General features: G+C 54.6%; 16 protein-coding genes and 1 tRNA gene. 8 read left to right on the top strand and 9 right to left on the bottom strand.

Annotated features, from left to right (window positions below):
• Positions 1-255 precede the first annotated feature (255 nt).
• The gene (locus JUJ53_RS16725; RefSeq protein WP_204153168.1) at positions 256-942 is read left to right on the top strand and encodes a response regulator transcription factor; all 687 of its coding nucleotides are present in this window, start codon (positions 256-258) and stop codon (positions 940-942) included.
• A 10-nt stretch (positions 943-952) separates the two neighbouring features.
• Here the strand turns inward: JUJ53_RS16725 and JUJ53_RS16720 are convergent, their stop codons facing one another.
• A complete protein-coding gene (locus JUJ53_RS16720) occupies positions 953-1,450 on the bottom strand; it encodes a low molecular weight protein-tyrosine-phosphatase (RefSeq protein ID WP_204153167.1) in 498 nt (165 codons plus the stop codon).
• A gap of 34 nt (positions 1,451-1,484) precedes the next feature.
• Between JUJ53_RS16720 and JUJ53_RS16715 the strand changes: the two genes are divergently transcribed.
• The 4 genes from JUJ53_RS16715 to JUJ53_RS16700 all read left to right on the top strand — a co-directional run bounded on the left by JUJ53_RS16715 (position 1,485) and on the right by JUJ53_RS16700 (position 4,874).
• Positions 1,485-1,557 (top strand) — tRNA-Arg (locus JUJ53_RS16715).
• A 636-nt stretch (positions 1,558-2,193) separates the two neighbouring features.
• Complete coding sequence (locus tag JUJ53_RS16710) at positions 2,194-3,810, top strand: serine/threonine-protein kinase (protein ID WP_204153166.1); 1,617 nt, start codon at positions 2,194-2,196, stop codon at positions 3,808-3,810.
• Between the two features lie 39 nt (positions 3,811-3,849).
• Positions 3,850-4,161 (top strand): DUF3493 domain-containing protein, encoded by a 312-nt coding sequence (locus tag JUJ53_RS16705; protein WP_204153165.1) that lies wholly within the window; start codon positions 3,850-3,852, stop codon positions 4,159-4,161.
• Positions 4,162-4,295: 134 nt separating this feature from the next.
• Entirely contained in the window at positions 4,296-4,874 is a 579-nt protein-coding gene (locus JUJ53_RS16700) for an alpha/beta hydrolase (RefSeq protein ID WP_204153164.1), read from the top strand.
• Between the two features lie 2 nt (positions 4,875-4,876).
• On the opposite strand, the gene JUJ53_RS16695 is transcribed toward JUJ53_RS16700, so the two are convergent.
• From JUJ53_RS16695 to JUJ53_RS16670, 6 genes are all read right to left on the bottom strand, one after another.
• Positions 4,877-7,249, bottom strand: a complete 2,373-nt coding sequence (locus JUJ53_RS16695) for a putative PEP-binding protein (RefSeq protein WP_204153163.1) — start codon at positions 7,247-7,249, stop codon at positions 4,877-4,879.
• Positions 7,250-7,418: 169 nt separating this feature from the next.
• Positions 7,419-8,846, bottom strand: coding sequence for a folylpolyglutamate synthase/dihydrofolate synthase family protein (locus tag JUJ53_RS16690; protein WP_204153280.1), 1,428 nt, complete (start codon positions 8,844-8,846; stop codon positions 7,419-7,421).
• A 223-nt stretch (positions 8,847-9,069) separates the two neighbouring features.
• Positions 9,070-9,189: a photosystem II protein Y gene (locus JUJ53_RS16685; RefSeq protein ID WP_204153162.1), complete on the bottom strand. Its 120-nt coding sequence runs from the start codon at positions 9,187-9,189 to the stop codon at positions 9,070-9,072.
• 141 nt (positions 9,190-9,330) lie between these two features.
• Positions 9,331-11,301 (bottom strand): FAD-dependent oxidoreductase, encoded by a 1,971-nt coding sequence (locus JUJ53_RS16680; RefSeq protein WP_204153279.1) that lies wholly within the window; start codon positions 11,299-11,301, stop codon positions 9,331-9,333.
• 150 nt (positions 11,302-11,451) lie between these two features.
• Positions 11,452-13,044 (bottom strand): glycosyltransferase family 39 protein, encoded by a 1,593-nt coding sequence (locus JUJ53_RS16675; RefSeq protein WP_204153161.1) that lies wholly within the window; start codon positions 13,042-13,044, stop codon positions 11,452-11,454.
• A gap of 144 nt (positions 13,045-13,188) precedes the next feature.
• Positions 13,189-14,661 (bottom strand): DASH family cryptochrome, encoded by a 1,473-nt coding sequence (locus JUJ53_RS16670; RefSeq protein ID WP_204153160.1) that lies wholly within the window; start codon positions 14,659-14,661, stop codon positions 13,189-13,191.
• Positions 14,662-14,991: 330 nt separating this feature from the next.
• Between JUJ53_RS16670 and JUJ53_RS16665 the strand changes: the two genes are divergently transcribed.
• Both JUJ53_RS16665 and JUJ53_RS16660 read left to right on the top strand, forming a co-directional pair.
• Positions 14,992-15,381 carry a hypothetical protein gene (locus tag JUJ53_RS16665; RefSeq protein ID WP_204153159.1) on the top strand — a complete coding sequence of 130 codons (390 nt, stop codon included), beginning with the start codon at positions 14,992-14,994 and terminating at the stop codon, positions 15,379-15,381.
• Positions 15,378-15,809, top strand: coding sequence for an HNH endonuclease (locus JUJ53_RS16660; RefSeq protein ID WP_343327971.1), 432 nt, complete (start codon positions 15,378-15,380; stop codon positions 15,807-15,809). The genes JUJ53_RS16665 and JUJ53_RS16660 overlap by 4 nt, the downstream gene beginning before the upstream one ends.
• 61 nt (positions 15,810-15,870) lie before the next feature.
• Here JUJ53_RS16660 and JUJ53_RS16655 read toward each other — a convergent pair whose 3' ends face one another.
• Positions 15,871-18,477 (bottom strand): M1 family metallopeptidase, encoded by a 2,607-nt coding sequence (locus tag JUJ53_RS16655; protein ID WP_204153158.1) that lies wholly within the window; start codon positions 18,475-18,477, stop codon positions 15,871-15,873.
• Positions 18,478-18,712: 235 nt separating this feature from the next.
• Between JUJ53_RS16655 and JUJ53_RS16650 the strand changes: the two genes are divergently transcribed.
• The gene (locus JUJ53_RS16650; RefSeq protein ID WP_204153157.1) at positions 18,713-19,687 is read left to right on the top strand and encodes a class I SAM-dependent methyltransferase; all 975 of its coding nucleotides are present in this window, start codon (positions 18,713-18,715) and stop codon (positions 19,685-19,687) included.
• 45 nt (positions 19,688-19,732) lie between these two features.
• Here the strand turns inward: JUJ53_RS16650 and JUJ53_RS16645 are convergent, their stop codons facing one another.
• Entirely contained in the window at positions 19,733-20,125 is a 393-nt protein-coding gene (locus JUJ53_RS16645) for a type II toxin-antitoxin system death-on-curing family toxin (protein ID WP_204153156.1), read from the bottom strand.
• Positions 20,126-20,325 lie beyond the last annotated feature (200 nt).

Here is a 20,325-nt window from a genome sequence, read left to right as displayed (position 1 = left end):
ACAAAGGTAGAGTGCCTTGTTGAGCACCACACTCTTCGACTCCGTGAGCTATTTCTGGCGCTATGCTGTTAATCGCTAAGGCCAGTTAGATGGAGAGCTGCAATCAGCTCTGGTGCAGACCGTGGGTAGATAAGATGACTCTATGGGGGCGTCGTTGAAGCACTTCAGACGGGCATGTTACGTTGGAATGCAGTCTATATCTATGCTTCTCAACCTTGAAGCTGTGAGCTAATTTCGTCACTCTACTCTCTACTTATGCCGCTGACTATTCTCGTCGCAGAAGATGACCCAGGGACTCGCCTATCTATCAGCGACTATCTGGAACTAGCAGGCTATCTTGTGATTGTTGCCGAAGATGGTCGGGAAGCCCTATCGGTGATCGAGAAACATTCTCCCCATTTGTTAATCACCGACGTGACGATGCCCTTTCTGGATGGGTATGAGTTGGTCAATCAGGTGCGCCGTCAGCCGATGTTTCGCCTATTGCCGGTTATTTTTCTGACGGCTCGAACCCGGACAGAAGAGCGAGTTCGAGGCTACAAGCTGGGCTGTGATGCCTACCTGGCTAAGCCGTTTGAATTGGTGGAACTGGGAGCCATCGTGCGCAATTTGCTAGAGCGATCGCAGATGATCCAAACGGAATGGCACGCGCGGACGCAGGCTGTCGCGACGTCGGGAAAAGATGTCTCGCGGCCAAACTCCTACGGTGATGACGCTAAAGCACCCCATCCCTTAACCACCCTCGATACGCCAGATTTGACGACCCGAGAACAGGATGTGCTGGGTCTCCTGTCGGATGGTTTATCGAATGCTCAAATTGGCGATCGCCTACATCTCAGCCCACGCACCGTCGAAAAATATGTCAGCAGCTTACTGCGCAAAACTACCACGAGTAATCGGGCGGAACTGGTGCGTTTTGCCCTAGAACATCACCTGATCTAGGTCTGGGTGGCTAACTAGCGCTATCGAATATGGCGGGATCGAGGCTAATGATGTGGTCGAGCAGCCCTTCACAGGCATCCAGCAGCAGGTCAATCACATAGTTAAAGCCTTCTGCTCCTCCATAGTAAGGATCGGGGACGTCTCGGTCGGTATGGTGCTGACAAAACTCACACATCAGCTTGATTTTGGCGTGATGGCGTTGACTGATATCTAGGGCGCAGATGTCGCGGTAGTTCTCCCGATCCATGGCCAAAATCAGGTCAAAGGCATCGAGGTCGTCTGCGGTCAACTGCCGAGCCTGTCCCCGCAGCTCAATGCCCCGCTGGCGAGCAGCGGCGGCCATGCGGCGATCGGGGGAACTGCCGATGTGGTAACTGGATGTGCCTGCTGAGTCACACTGAATGCGATCGCTGAGCCCTCGCTGTTGAATCAGGTGGTTCATGATGTTTTCAGCCGAGGGTGATCGGCAAATGTTGCCGAGGCAAACAAACAGAACTTGATAGGTCATAGGTGTTTAGAGAAGTGCTATACTCACTGAATAAGGGCATGTAGCTCAGTGGATAGAGCATCAGATTCCGGTTCTGAGGGTCGGGGGTTCGAATCCCTTCATGCTCGTTTAATTTTACAGGTATTTTGCGCCCCTCACTCTCATGGTGAGGGGCGATCGCGTTTGCTCAGACACATTGCCTCGGCAATCATCTTGAGGCTGCTTGGTTTCCGGTTGCTTGGTGATGCTGTTTTCTCAGTGTGCATCCTGAGTCCGCACCACGCCTGAAGATCCTAGATTGGTTGACAAGCGCAAATATACGGAAAAAGAAGTCTAGAAAAGGTTGCTTGGCTAGACAATGATGGGCAATACCCAGTGGCATCTAACCCAAAGATCGGGTATTAAATTAATCTAGGGGGTGTAAGGTTGCGTGCTTAAACCAGGCCTTGTCCTGACGATGGCTGCGAGATAGCTGTGATTCAATGACGCGCTATCTTTGTATCATGGGGTAGAGCAGCAATCGGACGCAACCTTGAGCGATCGCCTGTTTGCTGTTGGTTCAGATGAATAGATGGTATTAGCGGTTACGTTTACGGATCCTTCAACCCTTTTGCTGTAACGTTTAGCAACGCTTCAAGAAATTTTCCCCAAATTTGACACCTTCTGATGACTTTCTAGGAAACATAGATTTAGGAAAGTGTCACAATTAGTGAAGCCCCCTACCCCATGACACCTAGCGGTTGAGATGAGATGAGAAACGCCGCATGAGCTATTGTCTAAACCCCTCTTGCCCTAATCCTGAGAACCTGGCGCACACAGAACTGTGTCAAGCCTGTGGTTCTCCATTGCTGCTGCAAGGGCGATACAGAGCGATACAGGTTCTTGGACAGGGGGGGTTTGGCGCAACATTCCTGGCCCGTGATGAAGAGCTACCTGGCCATCCCCACTGCGTGATCAAGCAGCTCCGCCCTGCCGCCTCATCGCCCAATGTTTTGCTGATGGCGCGCGAGTTGTTTAAGCGTGAAGCTAAAACCCTGGGCAAGATTGGCAATCACCCCCAAGTTCCGCGCTTGCTCGACTACTTCGAGGCCAATCAAGAGTTCTACCTTGTTCAGGAATATATCAGTGGCTCCACGCTGCAGCAGGAAGTGAGGGGCTCAGGGCCATTCAGCGAGGCTGGGGTGAAGCAATTCCTGAGTGAAGTCCTGCCGATGATTCAGTACATTCACAGCCAGCAGGTCATTCACCGAGATATTAAGCCAGCCAACTTGATTCGACGCACAGAAGACAAGAAGCTTGTGCTTATTGACTTTGGTGCGGTGAAGGACAAAATTGACCCAGTCAAGGCTGCCGCATCTGAGCAAACGGCGTTGACCTCCTACGCCATTGGCACCCCAGGCTATGCGCCGCCGGAGCAGATGGCGATGCGTCCTGTGTATGCCAGTGATCTGTATGCCCTAGGCGTTACCTGCGTGTATTTACTAGCTGGCAAATCACCGAAGGATATGGACTATGATCCCGCCACGGGGGAAATGCTGTGGCGAGACTATGTGCATGTGAGCGATCATTTTGCCAGTGTGCTGGAGAAGATGCTGGAAGTCTCGGTGCGCCATCGTTTCCAGTCTGCCAATGATGTCCTGCGGGCGTTAGATCTAGAGCCCTACATGGACAGCTTGGCCCAGAGTATGGTGACGGCCAATCGTCCGCCGCGATCGCCTAAGTCTGGCATGGGGCGGACGATTGGCAACAGCAATGAAATGTCTACATCGTCGCCCACCTCGCGCATTGCGGCGGCTATTCGGGCGCGCCAGTCGCGCAATGCGTCTGATGCTACCAGTCTCCAGCCTGGAGCGTCTCGCCATCAGCTTTTGCGCAAGCCATCGTCCTCCTCCTCAGACACAGCCACAGGCTCTACGAGTTCGTCGCGAGGAGGAAGCGCCAAAGTCATGCCGCGTTTAACGGCGGAGGAGCTTCTAGAAGCCTACAGTAAAGGGCGGCGCGACTTCACCTCTCACAACTTGGGGGGCTTGAGCTTGCAGAAGGCTGATCTATCGGGAGCAAGCTTTCACCAATCCAAGCTGCAAAAAACAAACTGCCAGAATGCCAACCTGTTTAACGCCGATTTTGGGCGGGCGAATTTGAATCAAGCGGTCTTGAAAAATGCCAACCTGGCCCGGGCTTACCTGAGTCATGCGGATCTGGGCGGAGCAAATTTGCGGGGAGCGGATTTGAGCTATGCCTACCTGAGTAATGCCAACTTGCGAGGAGCCAATCTCTGCGGGGCAGATTTGACCGGTGCCAAGGTCTCCGATGATCAGTTAGCCACAGCCCGCACCAACTGGGCCACGATTCATCCCAGTGGTAAGCGGGGATTTTGGTAGAGTGGTAGCAGTGAATGGGTATGCCTAGGCTGAGGTTAGATGGCAAAATCACCGCGCGATCGCGTTTCTCCGCTCAATCCCCGACTAGATGATGAAATGATGGCTCGGCTGCGGGCGGAGGTCAAAGCACCCTATCGAGGGTTGAGAATTTTTGTGTATGGGGTTTGCGGAGCCTCGGGATTAATCGGAGCCTTCATTTTTCTGGCAGAACTGGCCGCAGGACGAGCCTCGGCTGCTACGCTCCCTAACTTTGCTTTGCAGGTAGGGGTGGTGGCGCTGATGGTTTGGCTGTTTCGCGTGGAAAAGCGGGCGGAGCAGAAGCAGATTGAGCGGGACGATCGCCGCTCCTAAGAGGGCTCCTCGATCGCTTCTCCTAGGATGAACCAAATCCCCACAGGCGATATGGTTCCCTGCTGGCCAGGGCAACTTTTGATCGATGCGAGGCGTCAGTGAAGGTACTGTTGGCGTTGTGGGAGACGAGAAAGATGGGTCGTAAGCAAACCGGTCGCAATCGATGGCTATGCGGGATTGGGATGGTGTCGAGTTGCCTAGTCCTGGGATGGGGAATGCCCGATGCGATCGCGGCAGAGCGGATTGTATTTCGCTATGCTGGATTTGAGCGTAGCCTATCGGTGGAGGAACTGGCGGCATTTGCCGAGACCGGTGAACTGTCGTCTGATCTAGAGCACTACACCAATCGCACTGATAAAGATCCTGAAGAGCTGCAGCGGGCCTTGGTGCGCCCTATTCCCATGCGGCTTGTATTTTTGGATGTGGCGTTGAACTCTTGGGTTGGCGAAATGCTGCTGGAGCGGGTAGGACAAACCATTCATACCTCGTCGGGTGAAGCTAACCAAGAGGCGTTGCGGTCAGCCTTAATTTTGTCAGCGAGTGATGATGATGCCATTAGTTTGATTGAGGTCATCCAAGCCTATCCGACGGAGGAGGTCTATGTAGATGGCGAGAATCTCCTAGAGACCTACTATCAGGTGAGCCGTTGGAGCGATCGCGCCCAAGAATTGTATGAAATGATGGAGCGCTTAAACCCTGACCGAGAAGAGTAATCCTATCGCTGATGCTGATTCGACAGCGATCGCTCTGCATTGAGAAGCAGGTTATGCATTTGTCGAGCCGTGTGGGGTTCGACGGAGATGGCGCTGATGCCCCATTGAATAAAGGTTTGCAGCAGATTGGCATCCTGGAGGGGAATTTGCCCGCAAATGGAGCAAGGGATCTGCAGTTGCTTGGCTGTGCTGACTAATTGAGCGATCGCCCGCAGCACGGCGGGATGCCGAGTATCCAACCGAGACGAAAGATCTGGATGATCGCGATCGATCGCCAGCAGTAGTTGGGTGAGGTCATTGGTGCCAATGGCAATGCCCTGCACCCCAGCTTTCACGTAGTCGGGCAACAGCCAGACCACGGAGGGAACCTCGGCCATAATCCAGATTTGAAAGGCCTGGACTTGGGTCAAGCCGGCACGCATCACCCATTGGTGGCAAAACTGAAACTCTTCGACAGTGCGGACAAACGGCAACAATAAATTGATGTTTGTGTAGCCCATCTGCTGGACTTGGCGGATGGCGGCTAACTCCAGTTGAAACCAGGCGGGGTTGAGCGTGTAGCTGAGGGTGCCGTGCATGCCGAGAATGGGATTGACTTCCGGCGTGAGGCTGGGACTGCCTCGCAGCAGTTGATATTCATGGGAGCGCATATCCAGCGATCGATAAAAGATGGGGCGCGGAGCCATGGCTTTGGCCAGTCGTTGAAGCTGTTCAACTAGGCGGGCTTGGATATGGTGACTTTGGTGCTGGGCAATCCAGTCGAGGGGATGGCGCTGCTCAATTAACTCCATTAAGGCAATTTCAGACCGCACCAGTCCAACACCATCAATGGGTAGGGTGTCAAGCTGGGGCAGGGTGCTCCAGCGGTTGAGATTCACCCAAAGCTGGATGCGATGGGGTGAGACGGTGGCCACGGCCGAACGATCGGCAGGTGGTGACTCTAGCTCGTGTTTGGAGGACGTTTCTAGGGGAGGAATGGGCGGATGGTTGCCTCGGTAGATGCCGCCGCGATCGCCATCTACGGTAATGCGATCGCCTGTATGTAGTTGCTGGGTGGCATTGAGAACGCCGACGACGGCAGGAATACCCACTTCGCGGGCCACGATCGCCCCATGGGAGGTGATTCCGCCTTGCTCAGTAATAATGCCAGCAATATGATCCAGTTGTGGTAACCAGGTGGGCATGAAAACCGTAGCCACCAGGATACAGTCGGGGGGAAGGTTCGGCAGCGTGGTATCGCGCTCATTAGCAACCCAGACCTGCCCCGAGATTTGCCCTTGGGCGACCCCAATGCCCCAGAGGGTCTCCGGTGATATCGAGATCGGCTGATGGGTGAGGGTCGTAGATTGCGCCGTCGCTGATAGGTTGTAGGGGCGGGTTTGCGGCGTGATATGGCTGATCCACACGGTCGGATTGGGGAGGAGCGAGGAGAGGAGCCAGTTGACGCGAATAGGGCGAGAGTTTTGTTGGGCAATCGTGCGAGCCAGATCAAGAAGAGCTGAGAGGTTGGGGGGAGACAGAACGGCGGCTCGTTGCTCAGAGGGATCGATCGCCACCAAGTCTAGCCCTGGCTGAATGGCGGGAATCGGTGCGATCGCTTCCGGCGCTGCATCGGGCAGGCGAACGGCACAGCGATAGAATTTTTGCTCTACTTTTTGGTCGAGAATCTGCCCTGTGGATAGGTCAACGCGATACCAATCGGGACAGACTTCGCCCGTGGCGATCGCTTGATCAACCCCCCAGATGGCTCGAATATCTAAGCTCTGCTCGTTGAGATACAAGTCACCGGATAGGTCAGGGGTGGCGATCGGTTGCACCAGGATAGCCAGTTGAATATGTTGCAGGCTGATGCCTAAACGTTGCCAATAAAATAAACTTTTTGCGCTAAATAAATCGCTCCAGATATGGCGCACCCCTTCCCGCAAACCCAGATCCGTGAGGGGATAGATCTTGGCATCAATTAGGCTTTCAGTGGACGCTTCGGGCAAGAAGTAGCCAACTTCCGGCGAGAGGGACAGGGATGGTTTCAGCACCACCTGCTTGGACGACCAGCTCTGAGCTAGGTGCAGCACCTCGTCGATCCAATGGGTGATTGTGAACGGGTTGCTTTCGATCGCTTGGCGAATGGTACGGGCGATCGCCTGCAGTTGCCGCGGATCTTCAACTTCAATATGCAGGGTGGAATTGGGTAGATCGGCAAATAGGGGCTCCAGCCAGTCAATATGTTCGAGAAAATCATTCAGCACAGATGCGGTAATGACAATGCCAGGTAGCACGGGATAGCCCTGCTGCAGCGTTTGGGCCAAGTGAAATGCGGTATCCCCAACCTCTGAACGATGGGTAGCTTGAATTTGATCCAAGGTGTAGAAATGCATTGGAGTGATGACCTAATCCATAGCTACCGTGGGATTGTGAACCTTGCTGTAATACTGCTTATTTAAAAAGGGAATGTTTTGGGTCTGCCGAAGATGGTGGCGGAGATACAGCGTATTGACGAACGCAGGACAGCGATCGCTGTCCGTGAGTATACCGTGAGTCCTTAGTTTACCCAGCCGATGAGGGCTTTAACGGTTCATGGAGGACAGGAACGATTGGATGTTGGCGCAGATCAAGCGTGGTTGATAGCGTAGCCCATTCGGTGGATTGAAACATCCAACCGATGAGATAGAGCGACCCGCATAGGATGACGCTAGGAGACTGAGATTGCTGGCGTTGACTGGTGGCGATCGCTGCCAGCAACCCTTCTATGGGATCGGCATAGCTTTCGCAAGAGCCGAGGGTTGGGCAAACGGTATGAGCGACCTCCATCAGGTGTTGAGGATCAGCAGAAGCATGGCCTGGAACCTCCACTAGCCAGAGGCGATCGCCTGGTCGCAGTAGCGGCTGCAAAATGTCTGCATGGTCTTTGGTTGCCAACAGTCCCACAACCCAGTGGATGGGAGCCTGGAGGCGATCGCCTTTGGCTATACATTGATCGACATACTGCCGCAGGGCGATGGCTCCGGCTGGATTATGGGCCCCATCCACCAAGACCGAGCAGCCCGACCAGGAAAACCACTGTAAGCGAGCCGGCCAGCTCACCTGCCGCAGACCTTGGTCAAAATGCTGGGTTGAGATCTGCCATCCCTGGCGCTGGAGAACTTGCAGGGCCGCGATCGCCACGGCAGAATTACTGCACTGATGTTGGCCAGGTAGGGTCAAAGGATAGCGATAGGTTTGCCCAGGGGGAACTGGGTCTAGCCCTGCTGGTGTGGTGTAGAGCGCCCACCCTTCTCCGCAGTCTTGGGCCGGCTCAACCCAAACCGTAGGACATGACAGCGACTCAAGACGACCGCGCACCACTGCCTCTGCCGTGGGAGGCAAGGGCCCAATCACCGCCGGACAGTGGGGTTTGAGAATGCCAGCTTTTTCACGGGCAATATCGGACAAGGTGGGCCCTAGGCGCTGCCAATGTTCTAGGCTGAGAGAGGTGATTACGCTTACGAGGGGGCGATCGCAGACGTTGGTGGCATCTAGCCGACCGCCCAAACCCACTTCCATCACCGCCAGATCAACCTGCTGTTGGGCAAAATACAGCCAAGCCGCCGCTGTAAACACTTCAAACTGGGTGGGACAGGGCTGATCGGGATCTATGGCGCGCTGCACCTCTTGGAGCGCAGCATAGAGGTCGGCGGCGGCAATGGGCTGATCTTGAATACAGATGCGCTCGCACCAATGCACTAGATGAGGCGAGGTGTAGCGTCCGACTCGGTAGCCGGCTGCTGTGAGCACGGCGGATAGGCAAGCACAGACCGAGCCCTTACCGTTACTACCGGCGACATGGATGATCGGAACCCGGTGGTGGGGCGATCCAAGCCTGGTCAATAGGTGCTGGATGCGATCTAGCCCCAGATCTACGCCAAAGCGCTCAAACTGCTGCAGTAAAGACTCTGCGGCCTGATAGGCCGGATCGAGGGCGATCGCCTGATGCATATTCAACGGTAGACGTAAAGGGCGAGGTTTACAGCACAAAAGCCACAAGCGATCACGATGTCCATTGAGTTGCCCATCCCTAAGAAACCCACATCAACTATGAAGGGGAACACACTGATCTTTTTGTGTGTGCTCCCCTCAACTATGGGTACATCATCAGCATGGAATCGAGGGCAAACCGGTCTCAAGGCGATCGCTGCTGATCGCGCACGTCATGAATCGCCTACGCTTCGCGGTTCCAAAAGGTTTGGACTTGCTTAAGGGCAGCTTTACCAATGTTATACAAGGCCCAGCTTCCAGCCAAAATGACCGGCGACAATACAACTACAATTCTCCAGTCCATCTGCGTGATCCTCCTCTAAAGATTTATGAATCATTCTCATCTTTGTCTAACATTCTCGGTGGAATTGGGCAATTTTGCCAAGTCTTTAGGTTAAGTTTTGCAACTTTTTTCAAGGTTTGGGTGCCCTCCAATGCTGCAGAATTAACGCCAGCCATCCCAATCTTCGTTAAAGATGGATGTATCTGGGAAGGCGATGGGATTGCCTTGTTCCCGCAGACGTTGCTGCAGCCGTTCCAAGTCTGGTTCACCGGCAAGAAGGTTGTCCACAAGATCATAGGGCAATAGATTGCGATCTAGCACAACGTCAATGGTATTGCCCACGGCGACCCCAGATGACCATTCAAAGGAATGGACTCGGTAGGCGGCGGCGGCGATATGGCTCGTGGCGATACTCTTTCCGGCCACGAGGAGGTTATCCAGGTTTTGGGGAATGAGGGCTCGCAGCGGAATTTGGAAAGGATAGGCCTGTCCAGCCCCCTGTCGTTCTCCAGGGCGCTCTATATTGCCGGGTGCTTCTGGGGGATGCAAGGCCATGCAGGGGTGAAAGTCGATGGCGTAGTGACCAATGCCCACGGAGTCGGGGAAGATCCGCGATCGCGATCGCCGACTCAAGTTTTCGAGACTCAAGTCGCCCGTGAGCACCGCAAGGGTGTTGCGTCCTGCTAACGCCGTTAAGAGCCGCCGATACATGGCGTCGGGTAAGTTCTCGGCGTAGAAGGGATCGGCGGCGTAGTCAATGCGGGAAATATCGATTTCAGAAATCACAAAGCCGTCAGGATAGCGGCCATCGGGTCGCCCGATAATGCGACGGCCTTCGCGCATGTAGGGATATTTGGAGAGACCGTGGACGGTGCCCATGGGAGAATCTAGACCGCTCAGGAAGGTGTGGTTGGGATGGCGTTCCTTCACACCGTCACCCAGTTGGGAATCCGTGACGCCATCCACCAACCAGTGGAAGTATCCCAGGGAGATTTCTTCGCCGCGACGCAGGGTTTCCACCCGTAGGCCTCCTAGCCAGCCGCCCGGTTCGAGTTGCCCAAGCGATCGCAATTGATCTTGGGTATAGATCAGATTGTCTTCCGCCGTGCCGGGACGGTAGTCATTGCCCCAGGTCCAGTTCTGCATGGAAATATCACCGACAGCCACCTCGTAGTCATAAATACTGCGGTCGGTGCCTTGGGGCTGGGGATCTTGGGCCAAAATGCGGCGGTAGGTAAAGACCAGATCGAAATCGGCTAGGCGGGTTAGCTCGTAGCTATAGTAGGGTTCGTACTGGGGGTAGAAATCTGGCGGTTCCTGAACCTGGGGCTCTTCGGTGGACTGCATGGCAAAGGTGTAGGTAAACCCTTGGGTGCAGTAGGGATCGTCGGTGGGGCTAGAGGAGGAGGGTTCTTCGTAGGAGAGGGCATCAATACCTAGCTGGTGGGGCAGATCTGCCAGGGCAATCAGCTCTCCGGTTTCGGTCGCTTCCACCACATACCAATCGGCGACGCGATCGCTCTCTCCCTCGGGAATCAGGGGTTCGAACTGCAGAATAGTTTTCGTGAAGCGCTCGGAGTCGGCGTAGGTATAGGCATCCTCTAGGATGTTGGATAGGTGAAAGGTATTGAGCGGTGGGGCGTCGGGGGCAGGCTGGTGCTGAATGGCGATCGCGCTGCGGATTTGGCGATCGCGAATGTCTAGATCTTTGATGACGGTATTGGGAAACCAGTGCAGGGTGCCCCGTCCCTCTTGTTCGGCATCCTCCAGCATGTCCACCAGCAGATCATGGCCATCGAAGGGATAGAAACAAGACTCGCTGACCCAGCAGTCTCCAGGGTTAATGCGTCCATAGTGACGTCGGATGCGATCGCGTAATTCCAGATAGCCTCGGGAATAGAATTGCTCAAGGCGTTGGGTGGTGCGTTCATCGAGGGCAGAGGTGCCTTGGGACGAAATCTGCCCGCCCATCCAGTCGGTGAGTTCGGTCAGGCAAACGGTGCGTCCTGCCAGCAGTCCTTCATAGGCCGTCGCCACACCGGCCAATCCACCCCCAACCACTAGGATCTCGCAGGCGATGGTGGCATCGGGTGGGCGGGTGGCGATTGCCCCTTGGGGCAGCAGGGCGGCCATGACGCCAGCTAGGGGAAGGGGCAGCCAACGCCCAGCCAAAGCCAGTGGGAAACGTTTTGTCATACAGGTCGTCAGTCAAAATGGGGAAGACATCTAACCCTATGATGCCTGATGGATCCAAGGGTTTCATCCTCCGATCGGAGCGATCGCCTAGGGATCCTGAGGCTCAAATGCCCATAGGTTGCCGCCTGAGTCTGCCATGGGGCTGAGGGTGCCTTGGCTTTCCAGAACGGTTGTCAATGCCGCCGATGGCCGAAACACAAAGAGCGATCGCTCCTCGCTGGCCAGATCGAGCGCCGATAGATCTGGCGGTTGGGTGAGCAACAGCAGGAAAACCTCATTCTCCAGATCATGGCTCAGCCCTAGGAGATCGCCTCGATTGGTGAAGGTATCCCCCACATCGCTGATCAAGACGGTCGGTTGAGCTTGGTTCAGATGGCTAACAATTTTGTCATTCGGGTAACTTAAATCCTTGCTCCACCAACTGGTTGCCATGCTGCTCATGGTGTTGGATACAATACTGGCCGTGAGTAGAACGGGCAAGACCCAGCGTCGCCCTTGGGTTTTACTGAGCACAAAATCTTGGGTGAGCCAGTAGGCAACCACGAGCTGTATGGCTGGAAAGCAAGGATTGAGGTAGCGGGTGATCGCCGATCGCTGACCGCCCAGAATCAGATCGGGCAGAGCGATTAAGATAAATGGAACAACGCCCATGGTGAGCAGAAACAGCCACACTGGTAAAGCTGTGCGGCGACAGACCCTGTAGAATCCTCCCAGAATCAGCACTAGGAACGGCAGCCGCAGCAGAAAGGTCATGGGGTTTTCAAACCCAAAGTCTAGGTCAATAAACAAACTGGTAAAGCTGAGCAGCCAGAACTTTGCCAGACGGTCTAGCCCCATGGGGCTGCTTGTCCAGCTTGAAGTGGCAACTACCTGCCCCACATTGGTCATAAATACCCAGAGCCACGGCGCAAAGAGCAGAAAAGCGATCGCCATTGCTGCCCCATAGCCCCAGAGAGGTTGCCAGCGACTGCCATGCTTCAGTCGGGCAAAGGTGCCCCTGGCTGGTTCGGCGGCACAGCGCCCCACAACATAGAGCCCATGGGCTATCCAGGTGAGGACAATTAAGGGTTGGGTGTAAAGCCCGGCGGCAACGGTGAGGGCATACAGTCCCCATAGCCATCGATAGCGCTGGCGGGCTGCCCGCAGCAGCAGCCAACTGCTGAGAATAATCAAAAACGTTTGTAAGCTATACTGACGGCTAGTTTCGGCAAATAAAATATCAAAGGGTGACAGGGCCAGCAGGACGGCGGCGATCGCTCCTGCCAATCGTGATTGAAACAGCTCTGCCCCCAGAACATACATGGCCGGCAACGAAAAGAGGCTGATCACAGCGGCAAGGGCGCGGCTGGCAGCAACCGATCCACCAAACCACTGCATCCAAAATCGCGCCATCACAAAATAGAGCGGCGGGTGTTGAGGGACATCCACGGCCAGCGATCGCACCGTATCGGCGACCGTACTACCGGGTTTAATGGTTTGAAACTGCTGCAGGCTAGGAGCCGCAACGATCTGATTTTGAAACAGCGCTTCATCAACTTCAATGCCGAGATAGCCCGCTGCCCGTAGAGACGTGTAGGCCTCGTCGTGCCAGTAGATTTTGCCATCGAGACTGACAAATCGAAACAGGATCCCTAGCAGAAGGAGAGTCGCCAGGGCTAGCTTCAGCCAACCGGGACTCATGCGCCATGATGTTAGAGTACTCAAATCATTCTGACTCCGCGATCGCATCGGTCATCGCTACTAGTTTAATGCCCAAGTTGCAGGCCATGATGCTGAACATCCAGATTGGGTAACATTCCCCAACGATGGACGGCGCATCTCATCCTAGAGCCCAGCTCGGGCCAAAGCTGCGTTGTAGATCGCCTCGTTCGCCTGGACTGATTTGAACAAATCTACGATGGGACGCGGATAGTCTACCCCCATCTGCAGGTGCGATCGCCGCTGTTCCTCCGCGCTGAGTTTCCAGGGTGCATGCACCTTACTGGCGGGCACTTGGGCTAGTTCTGGCAACCAATGCTTGGCATACTGTCCGTCGGCATCATAATCCTTGGATTGTTTAGCAATATTGAAATAACGAAAGCCGCGAGCATCATTGCCCACGCCCGCCGTGTAGTTCCAGTTGCCCCAGTTACTGCAGACATCATAGTCAATCAACAGCGATTCAAACCACTCTGCCCCCATACGCCAGTCGATGCCGAGATTTTTGGTGAGAAAGCTAGCTACATTTTGCCGACCGCGATTGGACATAAACCCGGTCGCCGCCAGCTCGCGCATATTGGCATCCACCAAGGGAAAGCCGGTTTTACCCTGGCACCAGAGGTCAAACCGTGGCCAATCCTGTTTCCAATTTATGGGTAACTGCCGCAGTCCTGATGGATAAAAAACGCGATCGCCATGTTTAACACAGATAAACCGAAAGTAATCCCGCCACAGCAGTTCAAACATAAGCCAATAGGTCGAGTCATTGCTTACTCGCTCCACTTCATAGCGCTGCACTTCCGCCGCAATCCAGCGGGGAGATAAGCAGCCTAACGCGAGCCAAGGCGAAAACTTGGAGGAATAATCTGCCCCCAGCATCCCGTTCCGCGTTTGCTTATAGCGCCGCAAACAGTCCTGCGTCCAGATATAGTGCTGAAGGCGATCGCGCCCGGCCGTCTCGCCTCCATGAACGTTCCACACCTGCCGCTCATCCATGGCCGGGGCATCTAGCCCCCAATCTTGAAGCGTGGGCAAAACGCCTGTCTCCAAATTTCCCGGCAGATCTGGCAGGTGAGTCGGCGCTGGATAAGGTGGATTAATGCAAGAGGATTTTTCTACCTGTTTACGAAACTGAGTAAAAATCTCCGGCGTCTGAGTCAGCTCAAAGGGTAGGTCATCAGGATGATAAAGCGTCGCGCCCCAGAACGATTTGCACTCAATTCCCAGAGACGTCAGCCCTGTGGATACCTGCTGCTCAACCTGTAATTCTTCCGATGTAGCTTCTTGGTGATAATAAAGAGCGATCGCCCCCACCTGCTGGGCCAGCTCTGGAAGCACCTCCTCCGGTTTCCCACAGCGTACAATCAGGTCACTGCCAAGGGCCTGCCACTGCCGCCGCAACTCCGCCACGCTCTCCAGCAAAAACTGTGCCCGAAACGCCCCTGTTTTAGGAAAGCCAAAGGCGGTTTGGCCAAACTGGCGAGGATCAAAGCAGTACACCGGCACAAGGGGCGATCGCTCCTTCAGGGCACGGTGCAGCGGTTCATGATCATGCAGGCGCAGATCGTTGCGATACCAGATGAGAATGGGAGCAGTCACGGCACGTGTTTCCAAGTCGTTAAGCAGGGAGCGATCGCTCCTTGCTCATTATGATAGAGCGCTTTACAGAAGTTTACAAATAGCGACTTGAGAAGAACTCAAGGGCATGGCTCCAATATAGGCAGGCCATGTATCCATGAAGACCCTAGGGATGGAGTCTGCTAAGGTTGCATAGTCGTCTTGAGGGGCAATATGATAGGTGTACTGTTTCTAAACGGTACGGATATCTGGCTCCCGTCGCGAGGGCAATTAGAATGTATCGCTTGAGTTGGGAAAGCGTTGATAGCTTCCCCATTGCGTATGGTGACCAGCCAGTTTTGAGGTGGCAACATGTCTACCCAAGTTACTATTACCTTGTCAGATGAGGCGTATCGTCGGGCTGAGCGCTTTGCAAGGCTTGCCAATCAAGACGTTCTTACGGTCTTAGCCAACACGATTGACAGCGCCATTCCCTTGGTGAGTGATACGGGTGCAGCGCTGGAACCCATGGCAGAGCTTACGGATGAACAGGTTATCGCTTTCGCTAATCTGCAACTTGAGCCGTCCCAGGATGCACGATTGAGCGAACTGCTTGATCAACAGCAAGCCGGACTCTTGGATTCCCAGAAGCGTAACGAATTAACGGCTCTGATGCAGGTCTATCAGGAAGGATTGCTGAGAAAAGCAACGGCTCTGAGTGAGGCGGTTAAACGAGGGCTAAGGGAACCGTTAGATTCGTGAATCCCATTCCTGAATCGATGCGCCAGCGGGTAAGGCAGCAGGCAGGCGATCGGTGCGGCTACTGCCAAAGTCTGCAAAAATATGTTTTGGGCGTTTTGGAAATCGAGCATATTCTTCCCAAGGTAGCCGGTGGATCAGACCAGGAAGACAATCTTTGGCTGGCTTGCCGTCTATGCAATTCCTACAAAGGCGTCCAAACCCAGGCTCAAGATCCGGTGACCAGCGATACAGTAAGGCTGTTCAATCCTCGCCATGACCGTTGGCGTGATCATTTTATCTGGACAAATCAGGGAATTTACGTGGCTGGGTTAACGGCAATTGGACGAGCTACTGTCATCGCGTTGCGACTCAATAACCCTTATGCTGTGGCTGTGCGGCAAGCCTGGATCTCTGCAGGATGGCATCCTCCTGTTGACCCTTCATCCTAGGAGCGATCGCTTCTTGTCCGATTAACGGTTAACCAGGGCGATCGCTCTCCTTACTCAGCGCTTAGGACTCCTTCGATTTAGCCTCCAGTGCTTCCAGACGACTGCGTAGATCCTGATTATCTTTCTTCAGTTGATCTAGCTCCTGCTGTAGCTTCTTCACCGCCTTATCCTTGCCAATCGCATCTCGCACCTTTTGGATAAATTCCTCCGCTCGGCGGCGCACCCGACCATCGGGGGTCTGATCGGCCAAGGATTGGAGAATGGCGATCGCTTTCGGAGTTTCCATGCTGCCCAAGGCGCTGGCAACTGACACCTGGGTGAGGAAGAAGGACTCCCCAGCGAGTTCATCCAGGCGATCGAGGATGCGCTGCAGGTTGGTGTCGGACTGGCCGCTGGCAACTACGCCGAGGGCCCGGATGGCAGCTAGACGCAGGGCTTGGGGAACGCCGAGGGCTGTGTACTGCAAAATCAGATCCAGGGCCGCTTCGGAGGTTTTGAGCTTACTCAGACCGGCGATCGCTCCACTACGCACCACTTCATTCCAGCCAGCGCGGGTCTCTAGAGCCAACCGGAGTAAAGCTAGCACCTCGTCTTGCTTCGACTCGCCATTGAAGTCGCTGGTGGCGACGTGGGCGATCGCGCCCATGGCTGCAGCCTCCACGTAGTAGCTGGCATCTCCCTGCTCCACCACGGGCTTCAGGGCATGGTAGCTGGCTAAGGTTTTGATTTTGCCAAGGGCAGAGACGACGGCGCGGCGTACCCTAGCTTCAGAATCCTGAAGTCCAGCCACCAGCGCCTCCGTAGCTTGATCGAGCTTGATGCTGGCCAAGTTAGACGCGACCTCCGCCCGCACGCCCCAGAACGGATCCGATTGCAGGGCCTCAGCTAGGGCTCGCACGCCTTCCAGACCACCCTTCTTGGCGATCGCTTCTGCGGCAAACATGCGAGAGAGGGGATCGGGATCGGATTTGAGCTGGGCTTTCAGTTCTGCTAGCGGATAGTCTAGAGTAACGGTCTTGAGCGTATGATTGCCCACATCGAAGCTGACAAACTGAGGCTTCTTGGGCAGTGGTAGATAGAAGGTTTGCTCCCGCTCATGGAGGCGGAGGGTAAATACCGTGGGGTCTGAGGGGCGATCGCTGTAGCCGAAGCCAATGGGAATCTTCAGGTCAAATAGACCATTGGTGCTGGGGGTATCGCCATCTTGGGCTTGGGTTTGAGTTACCGTCAGCTTTGCCAGTTGGCTATCGTTATCCCAACTGTAGGACACTTTGAAGTCAGGATGTCCGCCACGAAATACGTATTGATCAAATAAGAATTGCAGGTTGCGGCCGGTGGTTTTATCAATCGATCGCAGTAGATCGATGGTTTCCACGGTTTGGTGGGCATGGTCGTTGACAAAGGCATGGATCGCTCGGGTAAAGAGTTCATCCCCCAGTGCCCGACGGATCATGTGATAGACACAGGCTCCCTTTTCGTAGATGTGGCGATCGTAGAGTTCGATCGCTTCTCGATAAATATGGGTGACCATGGGGCGGCGATAGCGGGAACTGTCTTCGCTCAGATAGCTGCGGGCTTCATTTAGCCGATAGTAGGCTGCTTCATCGGCCCCATACTCGCGCTCTGTCCACATCACTTCCGAATAGGTCGCCATGCCTTCCTTCACCCAGGCATGAGACCAATGCTTAATCACCACCAAGTCGCCAAACCATTGGTGGGCCAGTTCATGGGCAACTAAACTTTCCGACCCCCGGTTATCAATAGCAGCCCGTTCATCAATCAGACAGCGATCGGTGAGTAAGGTCGTCGAGGTATTTTCCATGCCGCCGAAGATAAAATCCTCAACGCAGACCTGGGCATATTTCGGATAAGCATAGGGATAGCCGTAGGCCTGACTAAAGAACTCGATCATCTGGGGCGTCTTGCCCATGGTGCGGCGGGCATCGGCTTCCCGCCCCTTTTCCACGTAGTAGGTGACCGGCTTGCCGTTCCACTCATCCCGCAGCTCCGCAAAATCACCCACCGCCAAGGTCATCAGATAGGTGGGATGCACCTCCTGCTGGCTCCAGTGGAAAATTTTGAAGTCGCCGTCTTCCTGGGTCTCGATTAGCTCGCCGTTGGAAATCGCCATCAGCGGCTTGGGCACCCGCACCCGAATTTCTGAGGTGGCCAACTGTCCCGGATAGTCAAAACAGGGGAACCAGTAGCGGGAATCTTCATCCTCGCCCTGAGTCCATACCTGGGTGGCTTTGTTGGGATAGTGTTCATCCGGCGCGATGAAATAGAGCCCCCGTTGGGGATGTTCCACCCGGTAGGCGATCGCCACGGTGAAGGGTTGACCGGCGCGGGTAGGCGTCAGTAGGCGAATGTTGAGGAATTCCCCGTCATAGTCAAAGGGCTGGGCGACGGGGCCGACCTGCACGGCGTCAATCTGGAGATCCACCGCGTCAAGGGTGAGGTGCTCAATGCCGTCACAAATGGGCTGGATCTGGATGCTGCAGGTGCCCTGATAGCGCTGGTTGGGGATATCGAGGTCGAGGTCGAGGCGGATGTGCTGAACTTGTCCGGGGCGATCGGGGTTGTAGTGAGGTTTTGCGCCGGGCAGTTCAAAGGACTTATGTTTTGGGGTCTCGGTGTCCAACCATCCTTCAAATTGGCTATGCAACATGCAATCTTTCTCCGCTATGGTCTCTATTGAGCGACTAAACTTTTAGGATAGACCGGTTCTATACAATCGTGGTTGTTTCAAGCGATCGCTTGTTCCTGTAGAATTCCCTGCGATAATAGGCCTGTCAGCCTATCCTAGACGATCCATCGCCGAGACATCGTTTAGCGATAGATGGTATTGCCCTTCTCTGTCAATTTACGTTTTCACTACCGTTTTTATTCCACGTTATCGTCCTATGACATCCGCTCTCAATCCTTCGACCTCCAACCCCTCCGCCCTTGGCCCAGTGTCTCAACTGGTGAATGGCATTTTGTCCATCAAGCCCCTGGCCCAACTTGCGAAAAGCCGCGCCCGCTCCATGATGATCAAGCGGGCCGAGTTGATTGGCGTCTACTGGCCCCAGGAAGTTGCTCAGTTGCGATCGCGGGGTGGACAGGCGGATTTGTCGCCAGAATGGGAAGCGGAGCTGGCAGCCGTCACCAATCCAGCGGTCGTCTATCCAGACTATTACCTGCAGTCCTTTCATGCCTATGAAGAAGGTAACCTTGGTTGGGAGCCGGCGATGGAAGTAGAAGTGGCTGCCTATGCGGTACATTCTCGCGTCTGGTCGAAGCAGGAAATTGCCGATGGCGATGCGCGGCTGCGGGAGAGCTACCACACCCTTCTCAAAGCAGCGTTGCCCAATCCGCCCAAGGACATCCTCGATCTGGGCTGTAGCGTGGGTATGAGCACTTTTGCCCTCCAGCAAGTTTTCCCGGATGCCCAGCTCCTGGGGCTCGATTTATCGCCCTATTTCTTGGCGATCGCCCAATATCAAACTCCTCGCAAGCACCCTGCTGGATCCCCCGCACCTCGCTGGATTCACGCCGCTGCTGAGCAGACGGGACTGCCGGATGCATCCGTAGACCTCGTTTCGACCCACCTCCTGTTCCACGAACTGCCCCAATCGGCAGCGATCGCCATTTTGCAAGAAGCGCGGCGAGTTCTGCGTCCCGGTGGGCACCTGGCCATTATGGACATGAACCCCCAGTCGGATATCTATGCCCAAATGCCGCCCTATATCCTAACGCTGCTCAAAAGCACCGAGCCCTGTCTGGATGACTACTTTAACTTAGATCTAGCCCAGTCCATCTACGATGCAGGCTTCACCCGTCCAACTATCACCTCCAACACCCCACGCCACCGCACGGTGATCGCTCAAGTTCGTTAGCTCCAAACCACTGGGGGCATCAATGACCATGCCCCCAACCCATCCTCATCTCTCCCGTACTGCCTTTACTAACTCAACGATCAAGCCTGCTTTATCCACTTTCCCTTCAACAACCTGAAGTACTAAATTATGCGCCTGCTCATTTGTTAGCGTAAGCACATAGCCATTCACCCGCAAAAATGTATCCATGACCGCAAATGCCGTTCGCTTATTGCCATCCATAAAGGGATGATTCATTGCCAAATGGTAGAGATAGGCTGCTGTCTGTTCTTCAATAGTAGGATGCAGTAAGTCACCTGCAAAAGTAGCTTGAGGTTGTGCTAGGGCAGAATCAAGGAGTCCAGCATCCCGTAGCCCTGGAGTGCCACCAAAACTTTCAATCGGGTCAGTATGAAGTAACAGAACGTCTTCCTGATTAATGAAACTAGGAGTTTGCAAGACGACGATACACCTCCTCTCGCTCCCGTTTCGATTCCAGGTAAGCTTGCCACACTGGGTTGGTGTCGGTTTGAGCTGCGTGGTTTTTAAGCGTTGGCGTAGCCTCCACAACGTGGACTTGTACAAACTCAAGCACTTTCGCTAACTCTGCCTCTGTCAATTTTTCAAGTTCCTATATCAGTTTTTCTTTCAGCGTCATA

Origin of the sequence: Leptolyngbya sp. CCY15150 (assembly GCF_016888135.1) — a bacterium.
Classification (GTDB): domain Bacteria; phylum Cyanobacteriota; class Cyanobacteriia; order RECH01; family RECH01; genus RECH01.
The sequence above is the reverse complement of the archived record's forward strand: the minus strand, read 5'-3'. Positions and strand labels throughout refer to the sequence as shown.

Coding starts and splice junctions, on each gene's coding strand:
- JUJ53_RS16665 (WP_204153159.1), top strand. CDS start 14,992: ATGTCTACCCAAGTTACTATTACCTTGTCAGATGAGGCGTATCGTCGG.
- JUJ53_RS16705 (WP_204153165.1), top strand. CDS start 3,850: ATGGCAAAATCACCGCGCGATCGCGTTTCTCCGCTCAATCCCCGACTA.
- JUJ53_RS16720 (WP_204153167.1), bottom strand. CDS start 1,450: ATGACCTATCAAGTTCTGTTTGTTTGCCTCGGCAACATTTGCCGATCA.
- JUJ53_RS16710 (WP_204153166.1), top strand. CDS start 2,194: ATGAGCTATTGTCTAAACCCCTCTTGCCCTAATCCTGAGAACCTGGCG.
- JUJ53_RS16725 (WP_204153168.1), top strand. CDS start 256: ATGCCGCTGACTATTCTCGTCGCAGAAGATGACCCAGGGACTCGCCTA.
- JUJ53_RS16650 (WP_204153157.1), top strand. CDS start 18,713: ATGACATCCGCTCTCAATCCTTCGACCTCCAACCCCTCCGCCCTTGGC.
- JUJ53_RS16685 (WP_204153162.1), bottom strand. CDS start 9,189: ATGGACTGGAGAATTGTAGTTGTATTGTCGCCGGTCATTTTGGCTGGA.
- JUJ53_RS16675 (WP_204153161.1), bottom strand. CDS start 13,044: ATGAGTCCCGGTTGGCTGAAGCTAGCCCTGGCGACTCTCCTTCTGCTA.
- JUJ53_RS16655 (WP_204153158.1), bottom strand. CDS start 18,477: ATGTTGCATAGCCAATTTGAAGGATGGTTGGACACCGAGACCCCAAAA.
- JUJ53_RS16700 (WP_204153164.1), top strand. CDS start 4,296: ATGGGTCGTAAGCAAACCGGTCGCAATCGATGGCTATGCGGGATTGGG.
- JUJ53_RS16690 (WP_204153280.1), bottom strand. CDS start 8,846: ATGCATCAGGCGATCGCCCTCGATCCGGCCTATCAGGCCGCAGAGTCT.
- JUJ53_RS16680 (WP_204153279.1), bottom strand. CDS start 11,301: ATGGCCGCCCTGCTGCCCCAAGGGGCAATCGCCACCCGCCCACCCGAT.
- JUJ53_RS16695 (WP_204153163.1), bottom strand. CDS start 7,249: ATGCATTTCTACACCTTGGATCAAATTCAAGCTACCCATCGTTCAGAG.